Genomic DNA, 22,368 nt, shown 5'->3' with positions numbered 1-22,368 from the left:
CCGGGACCCCATCCGTCGCGACCGCGGCTACGAATACCTCGGGAAGTGTGTAGCGCGACGAGAAAGTGCCGATGACTGTGACCGATCCACTGCCCAGTAACCGTGAACCGCTCGCGATAGTCGGAGTCGGATGCAGATTCCCCGGTGGTGCCGACTCGGCAGAGGCCTTTTGGCGCTTGCTGTGCGATGAGGTCGATGCGACCGGTGAGGTTCCCGCGTCACGGTGGGATGCCGCGCGCTACCACGACCCCAACCCGGCGAAAATGGGCAAGGTCGCCACTCGGCGGGGCGGATTCCTGCCCGAGGTCGATCAGTTCGATCCCCAGTTCTTCGGTATCTCGCCGCGCGAGGCCCACTCTCTCGACCCCCAGCAACGTCTGCTGCTGGAGGTGACCTGGGAGGCGTTCGAAGACGGGGGGATACCCGTGGATCGACTGGCGGGTACCGACGTCGGTGTGTTCATCGGAGGTTTCACCCTCGACTATCAGCTCCTGCAGAACCAGGGTCGCAGCAGCCGGTATCAGTTCAAGGCCCATTCGGCCACCGGGATGATGATGACGATGCTGGCGAACCGCATCTCGCATGCGTTCGACTTCCGCGGTCCGAGCATGACGATCGACACGGCATGCTCGAGYTCGCTGGTCGCTGTGCACCTTGCCGCGCAGAGCATCTGGAACGGCGAATGCGCTGTGGCACTCGCCGGTGGTGTCAACCTGATGCTCGGTCCCAATACCGCCATCGCGGAATCGCGCAGCGGATTCCTCAGCCCCGAGGGGCGGAGCAAGGCCTTCGACGAGTCCGCGGACGGTTACGCGCGGGGCGAGGGCGGTGCCGTCGTCGTCATCAAACCGTTGGCGCAGGCGCTGGCCGACGGGGACGATGTCTACGCACAGATCCTCGGTACCGCCGTCTCGCAGGACGGGCACACCGACGGCATCACCGTGCCCCGCGAAGAAGCGCAGGAAGCGGCGATCAGAACGGCACTGGATCGCGCCGGCGTCGGGCCGGGCGAGATCGGGTACGTGGAAGCGCACGGTACCGGCACGCCGGTCGGTGATCCCATCGAGATGCGGGCCCTGGCCCACGCGCTCACCTCCGACCGACCGGCGACGCAACCGCTGTTGATCGGGTCCGTCAAAACCAACATCGGTCACCTGGAAGCCGGGGCGGGAGTGGCCGGGCTGATCAAGGCGGCGCTCGTTGTCAAGCACGGGTACGTGCCGGCCAACCTGCATCTGAAGAAGCCCACCAGGCACGTCTCGGTCACCGAACTCAAACTCGACATCCCGTCCGCGGGAAGGCCGTTCCCCGACACCGAGCGCCGGGTGGCAGGGGTCAACTCGTTCGGCTTCGGGGGTACCAACGCCCACGTGGTGCTTGCCGAACCTCCCTCTGCGCGGCAGGACCCCGTTGGGGGCAGCGCAACACTGCCGCTGACCGTGCTGCCGATATCGGGGCGCAGCGAACAGGCTCTGGTGGCGGCGGCCGCTCGGTTGGCCGACCACCTGGACCGCCATCCCGACATCGCGTTGTCCGACCTCGGCTATACCCTCGCCCAGCGGCGCGCGCACCTCAGCCACCGGCACACATTGATCGCCGAAGACACCGTCGATGCGCGCGAACAATTGCGGGCCGTCGGCAACGGCGGTGAGATCACAACCGGCCGAACCCCTTCCGCTCCGCCCAAGGTCGCCTTCGTCTGCACCGGCATGGGTCCGCAGTGGTGGAAGATGTGCCGGGGATTGCTCGATGTGTTCCCTGTCTTCACCGAGAGCATCATGCGCAGCTCCCGGGAATTGTCCAGGTACGCGGACTGGTCGCTGATCGAGGAGCTGCGACGCGACGAATCATGTTCCCGGATGGGCGAAACAGAGTTCGCTCAGCCCGCCAACTTCGCGATCCAGGTGGCCCTCGCTGAGCAGCTCGCCCACTTCGGTGTCACTCCGGACGCCGTGATCGGCCACAGCGCAGGCGAAGTCGCAGCACACCACCTGGCCGGTCTGCTGTCGTTCGAGCAGGCCGTCGAGGTGATCCATCATCGCAGCCGCCTGCAACAGCGCACCAGCGGGCAGGGTCGCATGCTGGCTGTCGGCCTGGACGCCGACACCCTCATACGCACGCTCGACGAGAAGATGATCGACGAATTCGGTCGCCGGGTGTCGATCGCCGCCATCAACAGTCCCTCCGCGGTCACCGTCGCGGGCGACGGCGACGTCCTGGAAGACATTGCCCGCCAACTGGACGAGGCGCAGGTCTTCAACCGTTACCTGGCCGTCAAGGTGCCCTACCACACCCACTACATGGACGCCATCAAGGATGAGCTCTACGGTGCGCTGTCGGGTCTGTCGTCGAAGTCCGCACAGTTGCCGCTCTATTCGACGGTCACCGGTGAACTGTTGACCGGTTATGACGCGGGGGCGGCCTACTGGTGGCAGAACACCCGTGCCACCGTTCTCTTCGAACCGGCACTGCGCCGGATGCTCGACGACGATTTCACCCACTTCATCGAGCTCGGGCCCCACCCCGTGCTGGCGGCTTCCATCCTGGAAATAGCCGGCACCCAGCGTGTTTCGGTGACCGCGGCGCAGCGTCGTGAGGACGACGACGTGCGCACGCTGCTGAACTGCCTGGGGGTCTTGCACAACACCGGCCACGACATCGCCTGGGATCGCCTGTACCCCCGCGGCGATGCGCGCCTGCTGAAGATTCCCGGCTATCCGTGGCAGACCAAACGTTACTGGCACGACAATCACGAAATCGACGAAGCCCTGTTCTACCGACCGGTGCATCCGTTGCTCGGTCAGCCGGTTCGCGGCGTGCATCCCACCTGGGAGGCCGAGATCAGCACCGCCACCCACCAATTCCTCGCCGATCACCGTATACAGGGCAGCGTGGTGGTGCCGGGCGCGGTGTACGTCGAGATGGCGATGGCCGCCGGACGGGAAACCTACGGATCCGACCACAGCGTCGACAATCTCGTGCTGCACCGTGCCGTCATCCTGGACGACACCTGTGATCCGATCATCAGGACCACTCTCAACAAGGACGACGGCACGCTGGAATTCTCCTCCTTCACGGCCACCTCGGACGGTGACCTGAAATGGGCGATCACGGCGACCGCCGAACTCGGCACCCTGGCGGCGGTGCCGCCCGATGCCGGCAACCCCGCGGAGGGGCCCCAGACCGAGATGGATGGCGACGAGTTCTACCGCCGGACGAGTGACCTCGGGTTCGACTACGGCCGGGCCTTCCGGTCGGTGTCCGGGGTGACGGCCGGTCACGACTGGGCGATCGCCGAGTTGACGATGCCCGCCGACATCGCGGACCAGGCCGGCGAATATCGGTTCCACCCGGCGCTCATCGACGGAGCCTTCCAGACGCTCTTCGGAGCACCGTTCTCCGGCCAGGAAGAGAACGAAGACCCGTATCTGCCCACCCGTATCCGGCACTGCGCGGTCTTTGGATCTCCCACCCCAAACATGCGGGTGCAGGTGCGCGTGGTGTCGGCGACCCGTGACGCCGTCGAGTGCGATATCTCGATCACCGACCAGGAGGGTGGTGTGCTCGCCGTCTTCGACGGGTTCACCGTGCAATCGTTGACGTCGTCCTCCCGGATGTCCGTCGAGCACATCGACAAGGGGCTGTACGAACTGCAGTGGTTCGAAATCGAGGACACCGCAGCGGATCCCGTCGCCGTGCCGGACTCCGCAGCGGCAGGCTGGCTGGTGTTGGCCGACGAGTCCGGCGTCGGGGAGGCACTCGCCGACGAGTTGCGGTCCCGCGGTCACCTCGTCGACACCGTGCGGCACGCGGCCGGGGGCGTCGACTGGCGTGCGCTGATCGACAGGCACACCACCGGTGACGGCGGCCTCGCCGGCATCATCGATTGCTGGCCGCTGGACATGTCGGCGGACGGCGCCGACTCCGACGAGATCGGTCCTTTCACCGTTCTTCGGCTGGTGAAGACGCTGGCCGAGCTGGACACCGTCACACCCAGACTCTTTCTGGTGACCGCCAATTCGCAGCCGACGCCCGGCACCCCCCTCACCGGTGTGGATCAGGCCTCGATGTGGGGCCTGGGCCGGGTCATCGGACACCAGGAGTTCTCCGGGTACTGGGGCGGGCTCATCGATATCGACGACGCCGATGGCCACCCGGAGATCGCGACGCGGATCAGCGACCATGTGCTCGGTGGCGGGAGCGAGGATCAGATCGCGATCCGCGGTGCGAAGACGTTCGTTCCTCGCCTGCGGCTGTGCAAGGAACTGACATATCCCTTCCCGACGAAGCTCTCCGCCGATGCGACGTACGTGGTCACCGGCGGGGCGGGTGCGCTGGGCCGGGTCGTGGCCACCTATCTGGCCGAACGCGGTGCCCGCCACATCACCCTGCTCGGGCGGACTCCCATCCCGGCAAGAGCCCAGTGGGCCGAGCTGACCAAGGGGGATCCGCACTTCGAGACCGTCACTGCACTACAGATGATCGAACGACTCGGCGCTCATATCGAGACGGCCAGTGTCGATGTCACGAGCGCCGATGACGTGACCGGCTGGCTGGCCGACCATCTCGCCCGCGGCGGCCGGCCCGTGCGCGGCATCGTCCATGCCGCCGGTTCGGTGAGTGATCAACTGTTGGTCAACATGAGCGAGGACGACTACGCGAAGGTGACCGCGCCGAAGATCATCGGCACCAGGGTGCTGCACCACGCCTTCGAGGGTCAGAACCTGGACTTCTTCGTCATGTTCGGTTCCGCCGGTTCGACGATCGCCGCGCCGGGGCAGGGAAATTACGCCGCGGCCAATGCGTTCCTGGACGCCTTTGCCCACCACCGTCGCGGGCAGGGACTGCCGGCCCTCACCATCGGTTGGGGGCCCTGGTCGGTGGGAATGGTCGAGGAGCTCAAGTTGGAGAAGGTCTACGCGCAGCGGGGAATCGAGCTCATCACCCCCGCCGTGGGGGCCCGGATCCTCGACAGGCTCATCAAGCAGACGGTACCCACTGTCGTGGCGATCACCGTCGACTGGAACCGGGCCCGCCAGGCAGGAATGGGTGGACCGCTACCGGCGATGTTCGGCGAGCTCGAATCCGTCGATGCGGCCACGGCGCCGGACGCCTCGGGATCCTCGATACTCGACCTACTGGCCGCGACCCCGGAGGGCGGGCGGGCCGCCCTCATCTCCGAGCGTGTCCAACAGGTCGTGGCCGATGTGTTCGATTGCAGCGCCGCCGATATCGAGCCCGCAGCGATGCTCGACGATATCGGTCTGGACTCGATGATGGCCATGGAGTTCCGGGTGCGCATCAACGCGACCTTCTCGATCGACGTGCCCGTGCTGGAGATCTTGCGTGGCGTCAGCGTGAACTCGCTGTCCGACCGGATACTCACCGAGTTGCACGCCATACACGGCGATGCGCCCGTCGTGGTCGAGGACGCGACCGACGACGAGACCGGTGTGGAGCATGACGATGTCGACGCCCTGCTGGACGATCTGTCCGAGGCCGAATTGCGGGCGCTGTTGGCGGAGATCGAGGCCGAGGACACCCAACCGGAGGCCGGCAGGGTGCAGCCGTGAGCGGTGCGGCCCAGTCCCGGGCGGTACAGGTGCGCGGCTTGTCCAAGTCCTACGGAGCCCTCCGGGCGGTAGCGAACCTCGACCTCGATGTCGAATATGGGGAGATCTTCGCGATCCTCGGCCCCAATGGCGCGGGCAAGTCGACGACGGTCGAGATCCTGGAGGGAAACCGCAGGCGTGATGCCGGCCAGGTGAGCGTGCTCGGCGCCGACCCGGGAACCGCGGACAGACATTGGCGCGCACGGGTCGGCATCGTTCTTCAGGAGGTCAGCGACGCCGGGATGCTCACCGTCGGCGAAACCGTGCAGATGTTCGGCAGTTGCTACGGCGGCGCCAGAGACCCGGCAGAGGTGCTGGAACTCGTCGGCCTCGCATCTGTCGCCGCGGCGAGGGTCAGGACGCTGTCGGGCGGTCAGCGCCGCCGCCTCGATGTCGCCCTCGGCATCGTCGGCCGGCCCGAGTTGCTGTTCCTCGACGAGCCGACCACCGGATTCGATCCCGAAGCCCGGCAACAGTTCTGGGAACTCATCAGATTGCTGGCAGCGGACGGCACCACCATCGTGATGACGACGCACTACCTGGAGGAGGCGGCCGCGCTGGCGGACCGTGTCGCCGTCGTGGCAGCCGGGACGGTCGTCGCCGTCGACTCGCCCGCCAGGCTGATCGAGCACGTCGACACCGCGGCGACTGTCCGGTGGATGGAGGACGGCCGGGAACGGGTGGAACGGACGGCGACACCCACCGAACTGATCCGGCAGCTCAGCAGTGGTCACGCCGAACTCGACCGCCTGACGGTGACCCGCCCGACCCTCGAAGACGCCTATCTCCAGCTGATCGGCCATTCGTGAGTACCGTAGGCCAGCACACCCGGGCACCGATCCCGTCGGTGGCGCGGATCGGATTCTCGCGGGTCATCCCGGAACTGAAAATGTTCTACCGCAGGCCCGAGCAGGTGGTACTGACCTTCTCGATGCCGGCGGTGATCTGTCTGCTGCTGGGCTCGATCTTCTCCGCGCAACTGCCCTACGGCAACGTCAGCACCGGAGCGGTGATCGCGGCCAGCATGCTCGCCTACGGAATCCTGTCGACGTCCTTCGTGAATCTGGGCATCAGTATCGCGGCCGATCGGGAGACCGGGGCCCTGCGCCGCCTGCACGGAACTCCCACGACGGCGACGTCCTACTTCATCGGCAAGATCATGCTGGTGCTCGTGGTCAGTCTGGCCGAGGCCGTGCTGCTGCTGTTGGTCGGTGTGCTCGCGTTCGGACTCCGCCTGCCCACCGACGTTTTCGGCTGGTTCACCCTGACCTGGGTGTTCCTCCTGGGCGTCATCAGCTGTTCGCTGCTCGGGGTACTCATCAGCAACGTCGCCAGCAGTGCGGTATCGGCCGCCGCCCTGACCAATGGTCCCGCAGTGGGACTGCAGTTCGTGTCCGGCACGTACGTCCCGATCATGGTGCTCCCCACGTGGATGCTGGTGATCGGCTCGCTGTTCCCGGTCAAGTGGATGGCCCAGGGATTCAGGTCGGTGCTGCTGCCGCCCGAAATGGCCGCCATCGAACCCGCAGGCAGTTGGGAACACTGGCGGATTTTCTTCGTGCTTGCGGCGTGGAGTATCGGGGGGTTGATCGGCTGCCTCACCGTCTTCCGTTGGTCGGAGACGCGCTGATCCTCAGAACTGTTCGCGAAGGAAGGCGAGCAGTCGCCGGCTCGCCGGTGTGACGGCGGTGGGTGACCAGGCCAGCGCGATCTCGCGATGGTAGGTGTTGGGGGTCAGCGCGACCTCGACGGTATTCGGTGCGCTGCGTTCGTCATGGGGGAGCAGCGCGATGCCCAGGCCGCGGCCGATCAACTCGTGCATGGTGGCGAACTCGGTGATCTCGACGGCGATCTGCGGGGTGAAACCCGCCGCTGCGCACCACGTCTCGGTCAACTGGCGCAGGTTGTAGCTCACCGGGTTCGCGATGAAGGGTTCGTCGCGCAGCTCATTGAGGCGCAACCTCTTGCGCCCCGCGAGACGGTGCTTCGCCGGCAGCACGGCGAGGATCGTCTGCACCCCGATGACGTGGTGGCGCACCTCGTCCGACGCCGGAATCATCACCGCGACATCCAACTCGCCGGATTTCAGGTCAGCCCTCAGCTGCGACCCGTGCGCCTGCTTGATCTGTAACCGGATATTCGGCGCACGACGATGGAACTCCGCGATCAGGGTCGGCAACCGCCCCGAGCCCATGGTCAGCGGGAATCCGAGTCGCACGATGCCGTGATGGGCGTCGGCCTCTCCGGCGACGGCCTCGACCGCGGCTTCCAGGGCGTGCAGCGGATCTCGGGCCCGGTCGGCGAGCCGGACGGCGGCCGGCGTCAGCCGCACGGTGCGGCCGTCCTGGACGAGCAGGGCAAGCCCCAGCGTTTTTTCCAGGGCGTGGATCCGCCTGCTCATCGAGGACTGCGGGATGCCGAGGCTGTCGGCGGCCCGCGTCATGTGCCCGCCGCGCGCCGCCAACTCCTCCAGAGCGCGCAGCTGCGGTGCGAGCTCACCCATCCATCGATCCATATCCGGATGATAATCGACCGAACATTCATTGGACGGATCAAAGCCGCAGGGTCATGGTGGATTCATGACCGACCGAGACACAGCCGATATCGTCCTCATCGGCGGCGGCATCATGTCCGCCACCCTGGGCGCCATGCTTGCGGTGCAGGAGCCCCAGCGGCGGATCGTCATCGTCGAACGCGCGGCCGCCGTGGCCACCGAGAGCAGCCAGGCCTGGAACAACGCGGGCACCGGCCACTCCGGCTTCTGCGAGCTCAACTACATGCCCGACCCCGCCGACGGGACGGCGGCGATCGGGATCGCCGAACAGTTCCAGCTGTCCCGGCGGTGGTGGGACCGGCTCGTCGAGAAGGGACTACTGGACCCGGGGACCTTCATGCACGCTGCGCCGCACATGGACGTGGTGTTCGGCGAGCGCGACATCGACTATCTTCGCCGGCGATTCGAGACGCTGCGCGCCCATCCGCTGTTCGCTCGCCTGGAGTACAGCGAGGACCGGGCCACCATCGCGCGGTGGGCGCCGCTGGTGATGGAGGGCCGCGCAGTGCAGGAACGGGTCGCCGCGACCCGGCATCCCGGCGGCACCGATATCGACTTCGGTGCGCTGACAACCGCTCTGGTGCGGATCGTCACCGACCGGGGCGGCCGGCTGCTGCTCGGCCACGACGTGCGCGCCGTGGTGCGCGAGGCCGACGGGTCCTGGCGGATCGCCGGCCGCAACGCCGAGGGCAGCTTCGACCTGCGGGCACCGAGGGTCTTCGTCGGCGCCGGTGGCAATGCGCTGCGCCTGTTACAGCGCGCGAAGATCCCTGAGGTCCGCGGCTACGGGGTGCTGCCGGTGGGGGCGGCCTTCTTGCGGTGTTCGGACGCGCAGGTCGTCGCCCGGCATGACGCGAAGGTGTACGGGCAGGCGCCGATCGGGGCGCCACCGATGTCGGTGCCGCACCTGGACAAGCGGGTTGTCGACGGCGCCGGGCACCTCATGTTCGGTCCGTACGCCACCTTCAGCACCAAGCTGCTCAAGCACGGACGCTTCACCGACTTCTTCACCACGCTGCGCTGGCACAACGTGGCCGTGCTCGCGACGGCGATGTGGGCGAATCTGGCGCTGGTGCGCTATCTGATCGGCCAGCTGGTCGCCGGCCGCCGGCAGAAACACGCCTACCTGGCCCGGTACTACCCGACTGCGGATCCGGCCCAGTGGGAGCTGATCACCGCGGGGCAGCGCGCCCAACTGGTCTCGCCGGACGCCCGGGGCCGGGGAGTGCTGCGCTCGGGCACCGAACTGGTGGTGTCGGCAGACGGCTCGATCGCCGGTCTGCTCGGCGCCTCGCCGGGAGCATCGACGGCGGTGCCGATCATGATCGATCTGCTGCAGCGCTGGGGTCACCGCGTGGACGTCGACCTTCTGGCATCCTGAGGTCATGACCGATCCGCAGTCGTACGGGGGCGACCCGGGCAGCTACCCACCGCCGGGCTACCAGCCACCGCCCGGCGGTGCCGGTTTCCCGCCATCCGGTCAACCGGGCTACCCGCCGCCGGCGCCTCCCGGCGCGTATTACGACCCGCTGGCCCCCTACGGCCGTCACCCCATGACCGGGGAGCCCTTTTCGGAGAAATCCAAGGTCATCGCCGGTCTGCTCCAGCTGCTGGGTCTGTTCGGCATCCTGGGTATCGGCCGTTTCTACCTGGGCTATACCGGACTGGGTGTGGCACAGCTGCTGGTGGGTCTGCTGACCTGCGGCATCGGCGCGGTCATCTGGGGCATCATCGACGCCATCCTGCTGCTGACCGACAAGGTGCGCGACCCGCAGGGCCGTCCGCTGCGCGATGGCACCTGAGGGCGCGACCGCCCGAGCCGGCCTGATCGGTACCGGGGTGGCACTCGCCGGCGCCCTGGCCTATATCGGTCTGGCCGACCCGCACCGGCCCGGCTTCCTCTTCCCGGCCTGCCCCTTCAAGGCCCTCACCGGTCTGGACTGCCCGGCGTGCGGTGGGCTGCGGATGACCCACGATCTGCTGAACGGGGACCTGGCGGCCGCCGTGGTGGATAACGCCTTCCTGCTGGTGGCATTGCCGGCGCTGGCGGTGTGGCTGGTGGTGCGCTGGCGTCGCGGCCTGGCACTCATGCCGACGGCGGCCACCGTCACCGTCGTCGTGGCCGCCGTTGCGTGGACCGTGATGCGCAACTGGCCGGGGTTCCCGCTGGTCCCCACGGTTCTCACCGGCTGAATATCGCCGAGAAGTAGCACGTTCTCGCTGATACACTGCAACTTCGGGCCGATGCAGTCCCTCCCATCATGACGGAGACTGCGGAGGTAGATTCGCTTGCTGTTCTCGGCACTTCCCAAGGCCCAAGGTTTATACGACCCGGACAACGAGTCCGATTCCTGCGGCGTCGCGATGATCGCCGATATCGGGGGCCGACGGTCACACGGCATCGTCTCGGACGGACTCACCGCGCTGGAGCACCTCGAGCATCGCGGTGCCGCCGGGGCCGAGCCGAACAGCGGTGACGGCGCCGGGATCCTGATCCAACTGCCGGTGGAGCTGTTCGCCGCGGCGGTCGATTTCGAGCTGCCGCAGCCGAACGCCGAGGGCGCCAACACCTTCGCCGCCGGGATCTGCTTCCTGCCGCAGGATCCGGTCGCCCGGGCCGCCGCGTACGCCCGCGTCGAGGACATCGCCGCGGAGGAGGGTCTGCTGGTCCTCGGCTGGCGCGCGCTGCCGGTCGACCCCGACGGCGCCGAGGTCGGAGCGACGGCGGTGAGCTGTATGCCTTATATGGCACAGCTTTTCGTCGCCGCCCCCGACGGCTGCGGAGGTATCGACCTGGACCGCCGGGTGTATCCGCTGCGCAAGCGGGCCGAACAGGAAGCGGTCTACTTCCCGTCACTGTCCAGCCGGACCATCGCCTACAAGGGCATGCTCACCACCATGCAGCTGCCGCAGTTCTTCCCGGATCTGCGGGATGACCGCTGCCTGAGCGCCATCGCCATCGTGCACAGCCGCTTCTCCACCAACACCTTCCCGTCCTGGCCGCTGGCCCACCCGTTCCGCTTCGTCGCCCACAACGGGGAGATCAACACCGTCCGCGGCAACCGCAACCGGATGCATGCCCGCGAGGCCAAGCTGGGCAGCACCTTGATTCCCGGTGACCTGAGCCGGCTCTCGCCGATCTGCCCGAAAGACGGTTCGGACTCCGCCTCATTCGATCAGGTGCTGGAGTTGCTGCACCTGGGCGGGCGCAGCCTGCCGCACGCGGTGTTGATGATGATCCCGGAGGCCTGGGAGAACAACACCACCATGGATCCCGCGCGCCGCGCGTTCTGGCAGTTCCATGCCTCGCTGATGGAGCCGTGGGACGGCCCGGCCTGTGTCACCTTCACCGACGGCACCGTGGTCGGTGCTGTACTGGACCGCAACGGGTTACGGCCCGGGCGTTGGTGGCGCACCATCGACAACCGCATCATCCTGGCCAGTGAGAGCGGCGTGCTCGACGTGCCCAGCGCCGAGGTGGTGGCCAAGGGCCGCCTGGAGCCCGGCAAGATGTTCCTGATCGACACGGCGGCGGGCCGCATCGTCTCCGATGACGAGATCAAGGACGAACTCGCCGGCGCGCACGCCTACGGCGAATGGCTGCATGCCGGACTGCTCGATCTCAAGACGCTGCCCGATCGCGTTCGGGTGCAACCCAATCACGAATCCGTGGTGCGTAGGCAGGTGTCGTTCGGCTACACCGAGGAAGAACTGCGGGTGTTGCTGACGCCGATGGCTGCCGCCGGTGCCGAGCCGCTGGGATCGATGGGCACCGACACCCCGATCGCGGTGATGTCGCAACGGTCCCGGCTGCTCTACGACTACTTCGTCGAACTGTTCGCCCAGGTCACCAACCCGCCGCTGGATGCCATCCGCGAGGCCGTGGTCACCTCGATGAGCCGGGTGATGGGTCCCGAGGAGAACCTGCTGGAGCCGACGGCCGCATCGTGCCGCCAGATCCGGCTGGGCTGGCCCGTGCTGGACAACGACGACCTCAACAAGATCGTGCACATCAACGACGACGGCGAGCAGCCCGGTCTGCGCACCGCGGTGCTGCGCGCCCTCTACGACGTGGAACGCGGCGGGGAAGGCCTGGCCGAGGCGCTGGAGGAGCTGCGCATCCGTGCGTGCGAGGCGATTGCGAAAGGCGCTCGTACCCTGGTGATCTCGGATCGCGATTCCGATCACACCAGGGCGCCGATCCCGTCGCTGCTGGCGGTCTCGGCGGTACACCACCACCTGGTGCACACCAAGGAACGCACCAGCGTCGCGCTGGTGGTGGAAAGCGGTGATGCCCGCGAGGTGCATCACATCGCGATGCTGATCGGTTTCGGTGCCGCAGCCGTCAACCCGTACCTGGCCTTCGAATCGATCGAGGACCTGATCCGCGAGGGGGAGCTCACCGGGATCGAACCGGCCACCGCGGTGCGCAACTATCTCACCGCGCTCGGCAAGGGCGTGATGAAGGTGATGAGCAAGATGGGCATCTCCACGGTGTCCTCCTACACCGGCGCCCAGGCCTTCGAGGCGATCGGGCTGGACCGCGCCGTCATCGACGAGTACTTCACCGGCACACCCATGCAACTCGGTGGTGTCGGATTGGACGTACTGGCCAACGAGGTCAGGTTCCGGCACCGTCGGGCCTATCCGGAGAACCCCACCGAGCGGGCGTACCGGCGGTTGTCGGTGGGCGGTGAGTACCAGTTCCGCCGGGATGGCGAGTTGCACCTGTTCACCCCGGAAGTGGTGTTCCTGCTGCAGCATGCGACGCGGACGGGACGCCAGGACATCTTCGCCCAGTACTCCGAGGAGGTGAACCGGCTCTCCCGCGAGGGCGGCGCATTGCGCGGCCTGTTCGGTTTCAAGACCGGCGTGCGGCCACCGGTCCCGCTGGACGAAGTGGAATCGGTGGAAGCGATCGTGACACGGTTCAACACCGGCGCGATGAGCTACGGGTCCATCTCCGCCGAGGCGCACGAGACGATGGCCGTCGCCATGAACAACCTCGGCGGACGGTCCAACTCCGGTGAGGGCGGCGAGGACGCCGACAGGTTGTACGACCCCCAGCGGCGCAGCGCCGTCAAACAGGTGGCATCCGGACGGTTCGGGGTGACCAGCGACTACCTGGTGAACGCCACCGACATCCAGATCAAGATGGCCCAGGGCGCCAAACCCGGTGAGGGCGGACAGCTTCCGGGCTACAAGGTGTATCCCAACATCGCCAAGACCCGGCATTCCACGCCCGGCGTGGGTCTGATCTCGCCGCCGCCGCACCACGACATCTACTCGATCGAGGATCTGGCGCAGCTGATCCACGATCTGAAGAACGCCAACGACCAGGCGCGTATCCACGTCAAGCTGGTCAGCTCGGTCGGCGTCGGGACGGTCGCCGCGGGCGTCTCCAAGGCGCACGCCGACGTCGTCCTGATCTCCGGCTATGACGGTGGTACCGGCGCGGCGCCGCTGACCTCGCTCAAACATGCCGGCGCCCCCTGGGAGATCGGCCTGGCCGACACCCAGCAGACACTGGTGCTCAACGGATTACGGGACCGCATCACCGTGCAGTGCGACGGCGGTATGCGCACGGCCCGCGATGTCATGGTCGCCGCACTGCTGGGCGCCGAGGAATACGGGTTCGCCACCGCGCCGCTGGTGGTCGCGGGCTGCATCATGATGCGGGTGTGTCACCTCGACACCTGCCCGGTCGGGGTCGCCACCCAGAACCCGGAACTGCGGGCGCGGTTCAACGGCAAGCCCGAGTTCGTGGAGAACTTCTTCCAGTTCATCGCCGAGGACATCCGGCAGATGCTCGCCGAACTCGGTTTCCGCAGCCTCGACGAGGCGATCGGCCGGGTCGAGTTGCTGGACACCGCCGAAGGTGTCGCGCACTGGAAGAGCCACGGGTTGGATCTGTCTCCCATCTTCGCGGTCCCGACGGATGCCCACGGCGCCAAGCTCACTCAGCGTCGCCGGCTGCGCGATCAGGATCACGGGCTGGCTCAGGCACTCGACCAGACCCTGGTGGCGCTCTCGGAAGGCGCACTGGAGGACGCGCACCCGGTCCGGCTGGAACTGCCGGTGCGCAACGTCAACCGCACGGTGGGCACGCTGCTGGGCTCGGAGGTCACCCGCCGCTACGGGGCCGCCGGGCTTCCCGATGACACCATCCACGTCACGCTGACCGGATCGGCGGGGCAGTCGCTGGGCGCCTTCCTGCCGCCGGGTGTCACCATCGACCTGATCGGTGACGCCAACGATTATGTGGGCAAGGGCCTTTCGGGTGGACGGGTGATCGTCCGGCCGCCCGATGACGTGCTGTTCCTGCCCGAGGACAATGTGATCGCGGGCAACACCCTGTTGTTCGGGGCCACCTCCGGTGAGGTGTTCCTGCGCGGACGGGTCGGGGAACGCTTCTGCGCCCGCAACTCCGGTGCCCTCGCCGTCGTCGAGGGTTGCGGCGACCACGCGTGCGAGTACATGACCGGCGGGCGGGTGGTGGTGCTCGGCGAGACCGGACGCAACATGGCGGCCGGGATGTCGGGCGGTATCGCGTTCGTGCTGGGTCTCGACCCGGCCAAGGTGAACACCGAGATGGTGGACCTGCAGCGCCTCGATCCCGAGGACCTGAGCTGGCTGCACGATGTGGTGGCGCAGCACGCGCAGGCCACCGGTAGCACCGTTGCGACCTCCCTGCTGGCGGACTGGCCGCGCCGCAGCGCCCAGTTCACCAAGATCATGCCGACCGACTACGAGCGGGTGCTGCGTGCCACCCGGATGGCGAAAGCCGAAGGGCGAGACGTGGACACCGCGATCATGGAGGCCAGCCGTGGCTGATCCGAACGGATTCTTGAGGGTCCGCAAACTGGACGCGGCCAAGCGGCCGGTCGACGAGCGGGTGGGTGACTGGCACGAAGTCTACGAGAGCCAGGATCCGAACGAACGTGCCGGCGAGGTCTCCCAGCAGGCGCGGCGCTGCATGGACTGCGGAATCCCGTTCTGCCACTCGGGAACCGCGGGCTGCCCGCTGGGCAACCTGATCCCGGAGTGGAACGACCTGGTGCGCCGCGGGCGCTGGGACGCGGCCAGCGACCGGCTGCACGCGACCAACAACTTCCCGGAGTTCACCGGCAGGCTGTGCCCGGCTCCGTGCGAGGCGGCCTGTGTGCTGTCCATCGCCGAGGAGACCACCGGCGGCAGCGTCACCATCAAACGGATCGAGCAGTCCATCGTCGACCACGCCTGGATGAYGGGCTCGGTGGAACCGCAGCCGCCGGCCATCGCGTCGGGACGCAGTGTGGCCGTGGTGGGTTCGGGTCCGGCCGGGCTGGCCGCCGCCCAGCAGCTCACCCGGGCGGGACATCACGTCACCGTCTACGAACGCGACAACCGCATCGGCGGGCTGATGCGCTACGGCATCCCGGAGTACAAGCTGGAGAAGGCGACGCTCAACCAACGGCTGTCCCAGATGCGGGCCGAGGGAACCCGGTTCGTCACCGAGTGCGAGGTCGGCGTCGACCTGTCCATCGAGGCGCTGCGGGCCCAGCACGATGCCATCGTGCTGGCCGTCGGCGCGCTGCGCGGCAGGGACAACCAGGTCGAGGGCCGCGAACTGCACGGCGTGCACCTGGCCATGGAACATCTGGTGCCCGCCAACAAGGAGTGCGAGGGCGACGGTCCTGCCGAGCTGACCGCCGCCGGCAAGCACGTCGTCATCATCGGCGGCGGCGATACCGGCGCGGACTGCCTGGGCACCGCGCACCGGCAGGGCGCCATCTCGGTGACCCAGCTGGACTACAACCCGGCGCCGCCGGAGGCCCGCGACGACGAACGCTCCCCGTGGCCCACCTGGCCGCTGCTGCTGCGCACCTCGCCGGCGCACGCCGAGGGCGGCGCCCGGCGCTTCGAGGTGGCCGTGCAGCGGTTCGTCGGCGACGACCAGGGCAATGTGCGGGCGATGCAGATCGCCGAGGTGAAGGTCGAACGCGACGCCGACGGCCGTCGCGTCATCACCCCGGTGGGCGAGCCGATCGAGCTGCCGTGCGATCTGGCGCTGCTGGCCATCGGATTCGAGGGCGTCGAGGAGATGGCGCTGCTGGACGGTCTCGGGCTGCGACTGAACGGCCGCGGCACCTTGTCCTGCGGATCGGACTGGCAGACCGAGGAGCCCGGCGTCTTCGTGTGCGGCGACGCCCACCGCGGCGCCTCGCTGATCGTCTGGGCCATCGCCGAGGGCCGCAGCGCCGCCCACGCGGTGGACGCATACCTCATGGGCGACTCGGACCTGCCGGCCCCCGTGCGGCCCGGTGCCCTACCTCTGGCCGTCATCTGAATCGATTAACCGCTAAGCTTCGGAGTCGTGAATAGACGCGGAAAGATCGTCTGTACCCTCGGACCGGCAACCTCCACCGACGAGTCGGTGCGTGCCCTGGTCGAGGCCGGGATGGACGTAGCACGACTGAACTTCAGCCACGGCGACTACGCCGACCACGAGGAGTCCTACCGGCGGGTCCGTGCGGCCTCCGATTCCACTGGTCGTGCCGTCGGCATCCTCGCTGACCTGCAGGGACCCAAAATCCGGCTGGGGCGCTTCGCCGACGGCCCGACGGTGTGGAAGAACGGCGAGACCGTCCGGATCACCGTCGAGGACGTCGCAGGCACCCACGACCGGGTGAGCACCACCTACAAGCGGCTGGCCCAGGATGCCACGCCCGGGGACCGGGTCCTGGTCGACGACGGCAACGTCGGGCTCGTCGTCGAACACATCGACGGCGAGGATGTTGTGTGCACCGTCACCGAGGGCGGCAAGGTCAGCAACAACAAGGGCATGTCGCTGCCCGGGATGAACGTCTCGGCACCCGCGCTGTCGGAGAAGGACATCGAGGATCTCGAGTTCGCGTTGCGGCTCGGCGTGGACCTGGTGGCTCTCTCGTTCGTGCGCTCGCCTGCCGATGTCGAGCTGGTCCACGAGGTCATGGACCGGGTGGGACGCCGGGTCCCGGTGATCGCCAAGATGGAGAAGCCCGAGGCGATCGAGAATCTCGAGGCGATCGTGCTGGCCTTCGACGCCATCATGGTGGCCCGCGGTGACCTGGGCGTGGAGCTGCCGCTCGAAGAGGTGCCCCTGGTGCAGAAGCGCGCCATCCAGATGGCGCGGGAGAATGCCAAGCCGGTGATCGTCGCCACCCAGATGCTGGAATCGATGATCGAGAACTCGCGGCCCACCCGTGCCGAGGCTTCCGATGTGGCCAACGCGGTGCTCGACGGCGCCGACGCAGTGATGCTGTCCGGCGAGACGTCGGTGGGCAAGTTCGCGCTGGAGGCCGTGCGGACCATGGGTCGCATCCTGACCGCGGTCGAGGCGAACTCCACCGAGGCGCCGCCGCTGACCCACGTACCGCGCACCAAGCGCGGCGTCATCTCGTATGCCGCCCGCGATATCGGCGAGCGGTTGGAGGCCAAGGCGCTGGTCGCGTTCACCCAGTCCGGCGACACCGTGCGCCGGCTGGCCCGGCTGCACACCCCGCTGCCGCTGCTGGCGTTCACCGCGTTGCCCGAGGTGCGCAGCCAGCTGGCACTGACGTGGGGCACCGAGACCTTCATCGTGCCGCACATCGACACCACCGACGGCATGATCCGGCAGGTCGACAAGTCGTTGCTGGACCTGGGCCGCTACAAGCGCGGTGACCTGGTGGTCATCGTCGCGGGCGCGCCGCCTGGCACAGTAGGCTCGACCAACCTGATCCACGTGCACCGGATCGGCGAGGACGACCACTAGCCCGCAACGGGGCGGACCCCAGGAGAGAACCTTGTCAGCGGAGCATCTTCAGGAACTGCTGACGGTTCTCGATCTCACCCGGGTCGGCGAGGATGCGTTCACCGGAACGCATCCGAGCCGAAACCCGGTGCGTACCTTCGGCGGGCAGATGATGGCGCAGGCCTTCGTCGCCGCGAGCCGCACGGTGCCCGAGAACCTGCCGCCGAGCACCCTGTCGATGCATTTCATCGCCGGCGGCGATCCGGAGAAAGACCTGGAATTCCAGGTGGTCCGGTTGCGTGACGAACGCCGGTTCGCCAACCGCCGGGTGGACGTCACCCAGGACGGTGCGCTGCTGGGCACCGCCCTGGTCTCGCATCTGGCCGGCGGCCGTGGGCTCGAGCACAACATCACCGCCCCGCAGGTCCCCGCCCCGCACTCGCTGCCCACCATCGACGAATTGCTGGTGGGCTACGAGGAGACGGTGCCGCATTTCGTCAGTGCGCTGCGGCCCATCCAGTGGCGCTACACCAATGACCCGGCCTGGGTGATGCGGGACAAGGGCGGTCAACTCGATCACAACCGGGTGTGGCTGACCGCCGACGGTCCGATGCCCGACGATCCGGTGCTGCACGCGGGCGCCCTCGTCTATTCCTCGGACACCACGGTGCTCGATTCGATCATCACCACGCACGGCCTGTCCTGGGGTTTCGACCGGATTTTCGCGGTGACCATGAATCATTCGGTGTGGTTTCACCGGCCGATCCGCTTCGACGAGTGGGTGCTGTACTCGACGTCGTCGCCGGTGGCCGCCGCTTCCCGCGGACTGGGCGGCGGACATTTCTTCAATGAGCGCGGTGAGGCGCTGGCGACGGTGATGCAGGAAGGGATCGTCAAGTACTTCCCGGCTCGTCAGCCGGGGGAGAAGCCGTAGTCCCGCTCGACCCGCTCGCGGAAAGTGTTCTCGCACTGCGTCTGCGCGGTGCGGTCGGTGCCCGCCTGCTCCATGCATCTGACGTAGTCGCCCATGCCGGCCTCGGTGAAGAATCCGATCCAGATCGGGACGAATGCGACGCCCACGATGACGGCCAGTGCGCCCAAACCGATCCCGGCGTTCGCGATGGGACCGTTGTCTGCCTCACCGCGGGCAGCCCTGCCGCGCCCGGCGAATCCCAGCACCACGGCGATCAGCCCGCCGATGACACCACCGATGATGCTCCACGAGAACAGCAGCGCCAGCATGGCCAGCACCAGCGCCCAGGTACCCAGCTCGTTGCGGGGCCGCATCGGTGGCGGCGGATAGTGCGCGGGGTAGGGCGCGTGCGGCGCGGGATACGGCCCGGGGGAGCTCATAGCGTGAGGCTACCGGCCCAGCCGGATGGCCGGGCAATGCAGTTCGGCGGGCAGATGATGGGTGGCGACGACGACGGTCCGGTCGGCGGCGAGCAGACCGCCCGGGGTGAGCAACTCGGTGAGCAGGCGATCACTGTCGGCGGCGTCGAGATGCTCGGTCGGCTCGTCGAGCAGCAGGATGGGGAAGTCGGAGATGAGCGCTCTGGCCAGCAGCAGACGGCGACGTTGCCCGGCCGAGACGGCGGCCGCCCCGCCTGCCAGCATGGTCGACAGGCCGTCGGGCAGCCCGGCCAGCCAGTCGCCCAGCCCGACGTCGTGCAGTGCCGCGGTCAGCTGATCGTCGGTGGCGTCTCCGCGGCCCACCAGCAGGTTGTCCCGCACGGTGGTGTCGAACAGGTGGGCGTCCTCGGCGAAGAACGCTGCGGTGAGCGGGGTCTCGGGGTATCCGGCGGCGATGGACATCAGCATGGTGGTCTTCCCGCATCCGCTCGGGCCCAGGACGGCAAGCCTGTCGCCGGGGGACAGGCTCACCCGGCCGGTTTCGGGTCGCGACCGGGTGGACGCCGGTGTTGCCGTGAGGTCGGTGAGCCGGTGGGCGGCGATCCTGGAGCGCACCAGCTGGGCGGCTGCGGCGGGTAGCGCGGCGGTGGCCTCGAAAGCCGACAGCGGCACCAGCATCAGGATGGCCAGTGACATCGGGCTGGTGTGTCCGCCGATCATGATCCCGACGATGACGGCTCCGAGCACCGAAATGCCCACCGCGGCCGTGGATACCGCACCCGCGGCCGCGGCGGGTGCCGCTGCCCGGTCCTGGGCTCGGCCCAGATCGCGGTGCTCGCGCACAGATTCGGCGATCACCCGATCGAGACGGCCGGCCACCCGCAGTTCGGCCGCGTGTTCCAGCGCCAGCAGGGTCGCGGTATCGCGGGCGCTGTGATGCTCGGCCGCAAGTGCTTCGGTGGCGACGGCGGCGCGCCCCGACAGCCAGGGCGCGGCCACGCCGGCCACCAGCAGGCAGGCCGCGAGGACCGCCGCGGCCACCGGCGAGATCAGCGCGATGATGATGACCGCGGCGCCGGAGAGCACCGCGGCCACGCAGATCGGCAGGATGGCGCGCACCAGTACATCGGCGAGGTCATCGACCGAGGCGCCGACCCGGGCCACCAGATCACCGCTGTGCAACCGCAGCGCGGTCTCCGGCGGCACGTCGACCAGCCTGCGGTACAGGCCGACCCGGGTGTTGCCCGCGGCGCGTAAAGCGGTGTCGTGAATGGCAAGTCGTTCGCAGTAACTGAACACTCCGCGGGATATGCCGAGTGCCCGCACCGCCACGACGGCCACCGTCAGGTCGAGCACCGGCGGCATCTGCCAGGCGCGGGTGATCAGCCAGGCCGCGACGGTGGCCAGGGCCAGGGCGCTGCCGAGCGCCAGGGTGCCGAACAACACCGCGAGGAGCAGCCGGGGGAGCCGGGGTTCAAGGAGGCGCCACACATCACGGGTGGACATGGGCACCACCGAGTTGTACGACATCATCGCCGACGGACAGCACCGGTCCGCGGTGGCCGACCACCAACACGGTCGCTCCGGCTGCGGCCCGGGCCGAGATCGCGGACAGCACGCGGGATTCCGCCTCGCCGTCGAGGTGTGCGGTCGGCTCGTCGAGCAGCAGCACCGGCGCGGTCGATCCCAGCGCCCGCGCCAGCCCGAGGCGTTGACGCTGCCCCAGCGACAAGCCGGTGCCGCCGCGCCCGATCACCTCGTCGAGGCCGGCGGGCAGGGTGGCCAGCACCTCGTCGAATCCCGCGGCGCGGCAGGCACCGTCGATATCGGGCAGGGGGCCGAACAGCTCCAGGTTGCTGCGTACCGTGCCGGGCAGCAGCGCGGGGCGCTGCGGCAGCCAGGAGATGCGGCTCCACCACTGCGCCAGGTCGATGTCGGCGATGTCCACACCGTCGATCAGGACCCGGCCCGCGGTGGGCGCGGTCAACCCGAGAATGGCTGTCAACGCCGTGGTCTTCCCGCTGCCGTTGGGCCCGGTGAGCACGGTGACGCGGCCCGGCCCGATGGCGGCGCTGAGGCCGTCGGGCGCCAGGCCATCCCGCCCGGCGACCGACAGCTCCTGGAGCTCGATCCCGATCCGTGAGTCGGCCGGCGCCCGGGTTCCGGCGGGCCGCCGAGGTTCGTCGTCGATCAGTGCCAGCGCGGCGTCGGCGGCGGCCTTGCCGTCCTGGGCGGCGTGGAACTGCACGCCGACCCTGCGCAACGGCCAGAACACCTCCGGTGCCAGCAGCAGCGCCGTCAGAGCCGCGACGAGCGGCATCTCCCCGAACACCAGTCGCAGGCCGACGTTCACCGCGACCAGCGCGACGCCCAGGGTGGCGATCAGCTCGAGCACGGCCGCCGACAGAAAGGCGATGCGCAGTGTCTCCATTGCCGAACGGCGATGTGCAGCACTCAATTCCGAGATGCGGTGGGCGGGACCCGATGCCCGTCCCAGTGCGCGCAGGGTCGGTATCCCGGCGACGAGATCGAGCAACCGGGACTGCAGGGTCGTCATGGCGGTGAGCGCCGCGGCGGACCGGTCGGCGGTCAGCCGTCCGATGAGCACCATGAACAACGGGATGAGCGGTAGCGCCACCGCCACCACGGCAGCGGCCTGTAGATCTGTCGCGGCGAGCACCACCACCGTTGCCGGGGTCAGGATTCCGGCCGAGATGACCGCGGGCAGGTAGCCGGTGAAGTAGGGCCGCAGCCCGTCCAGTCCCCGGGTGATCACCACGGTGGCCTCGTCGCGCACCGCCTGCAAGCGTTGCGGGGGTAGCGCGGTCACCGTCCGCAATACGCTGGCGGACAGCTCGCCGATCACCGCGGTCGCCGCTCGCTGGCTCAGTCCGGCCTGAAGGCGTTGGGCGACCACCCGTGCCGCCCACACGCCGGCCAGCATCGTCAGCTCGGCGGTCCAGTGCCCGAGCGTGCGGGTTGCCGGGTCGGTGATGATCCCGGCGACCACCCGGGCCAGCACACAGGCCCCGGCCACGGTGGCGGCCGCGATCACCGCGCCGTACAGTACCGCCGCGGCGAGGTAGCGGCGCAGT

General features: G+C 68.3%; 14 protein-coding genes. 10 read left to right on the top strand and 4 right to left on the bottom strand.

Features of this window, described 5'->3' with window-relative positions:
- Positions 1-71 precede the first annotated feature (71 nt).
- Genes AC1DTF_RS07795 through AC1DTF_RS07785 form a run of 3 tightly spaced genes read left to right on the top strand, consistent with a single transcriptional unit; the run spans position 72 to position 7,242 of the window.
- Positions 72-5,573: a type I polyketide synthase gene (locus AC1DTF_RS07795; RefSeq protein ID WP_477473658.1), complete on the top strand. Its 5,502-nt coding sequence runs from the start codon at positions 72-74 to the stop codon at positions 5,571-5,573.
- Positions 5,570-6,421, top strand: a complete 852-nt coding sequence (locus AC1DTF_RS07790; RefSeq protein ID WP_477473657.1) for an ABC transporter ATP-binding protein — start codon at positions 5,570-5,572, stop codon at positions 6,419-6,421. Before AC1DTF_RS07795 ends, AC1DTF_RS07790 begins: the two co-directional genes overlap by 4 nt.
- Positions 6,418-7,242: an ABC transporter permease gene (locus tag AC1DTF_RS07785; RefSeq protein ID WP_477473656.1), complete on the top strand. Its 825-nt coding sequence runs from the start codon at positions 6,418-6,420 to the stop codon at positions 7,240-7,242. Before AC1DTF_RS07790 ends, AC1DTF_RS07785 begins: the two co-directional genes overlap by 4 nt.
- A 3-nt stretch (positions 7,243-7,245) precedes the next feature.
- Here AC1DTF_RS07785 and AC1DTF_RS07780 read toward each other — a convergent pair whose 3' ends face one another.
- Positions 7,246-8,127: a LysR family transcriptional regulator gene (locus AC1DTF_RS07780; RefSeq protein WP_057166609.1), complete on the bottom strand. Its 882-nt coding sequence runs from the start codon at positions 8,125-8,127 to the stop codon at positions 7,246-7,248.
- A 64-nt stretch (positions 8,128-8,191) separates the two neighbouring features.
- Between AC1DTF_RS07780 and AC1DTF_RS07775 the strand changes: the two genes are divergently transcribed.
- The 7 genes from AC1DTF_RS07775 (at position 8,192) to AC1DTF_RS07745 (ending at position 18,854) form a co-directional block, all read left to right on the top strand.
- Complete coding sequence (locus AC1DTF_RS07775) at positions 8,192-9,547, top strand: malate:quinone oxidoreductase (RefSeq protein ID WP_477473655.1); 1,356 nt, start codon at positions 8,192-8,194, stop codon at positions 9,545-9,547.
- Positions 9,548-9,551: 4 nt separating this feature from the next.
- Positions 9,552-9,968: a TM2 domain-containing protein gene (locus tag AC1DTF_RS07770; protein ID WP_477473654.1), complete on the top strand. Its 417-nt coding sequence runs from the start codon at positions 9,552-9,554 to the stop codon at positions 9,966-9,968.
- Positions 9,958-10,359: a DUF2752 domain-containing protein gene (locus AC1DTF_RS07765; RefSeq protein ID WP_057166606.1), complete on the top strand. Its 402-nt coding sequence runs from the start codon at positions 9,958-9,960 to the stop codon at positions 10,357-10,359. The genes AC1DTF_RS07770 and AC1DTF_RS07765 overlap by 11 nt, the downstream gene beginning before the upstream one ends.
- A gap of 96 nt (positions 10,360-10,455) precedes the next feature.
- Complete coding sequence (gene gltB, locus AC1DTF_RS07760; protein ID WP_477473653.1) at positions 10,456-15,000, top strand: glutamate synthase large subunit; 4,545 nt, start codon at positions 10,456-10,458, stop codon at positions 14,998-15,000.
- Positions 14,993-16,495: a glutamate synthase subunit beta gene (locus AC1DTF_RS07755; RefSeq protein ID WP_477473652.1), complete on the top strand. Its 1,503-nt coding sequence runs from the start codon at positions 14,993-14,995 to the stop codon at positions 16,493-16,495. The genes gltB and AC1DTF_RS07755 overlap by 8 nt, the downstream gene beginning before the upstream one ends.
- A 27-nt stretch (positions 16,496-16,522) precedes the next feature.
- Entirely contained in the window at positions 16,523-17,941 is a 1,419-nt protein-coding gene (gene pyk, locus AC1DTF_RS07750) for a pyruvate kinase (RefSeq protein WP_057166603.1), read from the top strand.
- A 31-nt stretch (positions 17,942-17,972) separates the two neighbouring features.
- Positions 17,973-18,854 carry an acyl-CoA thioesterase II gene (locus AC1DTF_RS07745; protein ID WP_057166602.1) on the top strand — a complete coding sequence of 294 codons (882 nt, stop codon included), beginning with the start codon at positions 17,973-17,975 and terminating at the stop codon, positions 18,852-18,854.
- Here the strand turns inward: AC1DTF_RS07745 and AC1DTF_RS07740 are convergent.
- The 3 genes from AC1DTF_RS07740 to cydD are packed head-to-tail and all read right to left on the bottom strand — an operon-like array spanning position 18,833 to position 22,367.
- Positions 18,833-19,273 carry a DUF4190 domain-containing protein gene (locus AC1DTF_RS07740; protein ID WP_477473651.1) on the bottom strand — a complete coding sequence of 147 codons (441 nt, stop codon included), beginning with the start codon at positions 19,271-19,273 and terminating at the stop codon, positions 18,833-18,835. The two genes, AC1DTF_RS07745 and AC1DTF_RS07740, sit on opposite strands and share 22 nt — an antisense overlap.
- 9 nt (positions 19,274-19,282) lie before the next feature.
- Complete coding sequence (locus AC1DTF_RS07735) at positions 19,283-20,779, bottom strand: ATP-binding cassette domain-containing protein (RefSeq protein ID WP_477473650.1); 1,497 nt, start codon at positions 20,777-20,779, stop codon at positions 19,283-19,285.
- On the bottom strand, positions 20,766-22,367 hold the full coding sequence (cydD, locus tag AC1DTF_RS07730; protein WP_477473675.1) for a thiol reductant ABC exporter subunit CydD: 1,602 nt from the start codon (positions 22,365-22,367) through the stop codon (positions 20,766-20,768). Before cydD ends, AC1DTF_RS07735 begins: the two co-directional genes overlap by 14 nt.
- Position 22,368: the final 1 nt, after the last annotated feature.

Source organism: Mycobacterium sp. P4_H6 (assembly GCF_056400845.1).
The sequence above is the reverse complement of the archived record's forward strand: the minus strand, read 5'-3'. Positions and strand labels throughout refer to the sequence as shown.

What these genes read in the sequence shown, in the direction of transcription:
- AC1DTF_RS07780 (WP_057166609.1), bottom strand. Translation starts at nt 8,127, where the DNA reads ATGGATCGATGGATGGGTGAGCTCGCACCGCAGCTGCGCGCTCTGGAG.
- AC1DTF_RS07775 (WP_477473655.1), top strand. Translation starts at nt 8,192, where the DNA reads ATGACCGACCGAGACACAGCCGATATCGTCCTCATCGGCGGCGGCATC.
- AC1DTF_RS07770 (WP_477473654.1), top strand. Translation starts at nt 9,552, where the DNA reads ATGACCGATCCGCAGTCGTACGGGGGCGACCCGGGCAGCTACCCACCG.
- AC1DTF_RS07765 (WP_057166606.1), top strand. Translation starts at nt 9,958, where the DNA reads ATGGCACCTGAGGGCGCGACCGCCCGAGCCGGCCTGATCGGTACCGGG.
- AC1DTF_RS07740 (WP_477473651.1), bottom strand. Translation starts at nt 19,273, where the DNA reads ATGAGCTCCCCCGGGCCGTATCCCGCGCCGCACGCGCCCTACCCCGCG.
- AC1DTF_RS07735 (WP_477473650.1), bottom strand. Translation starts at nt 20,779, where the DNA reads ATGTCCACCCGTGATGTGTGGCGCCTCCTTGAACCCCGGCTCCCCCGG.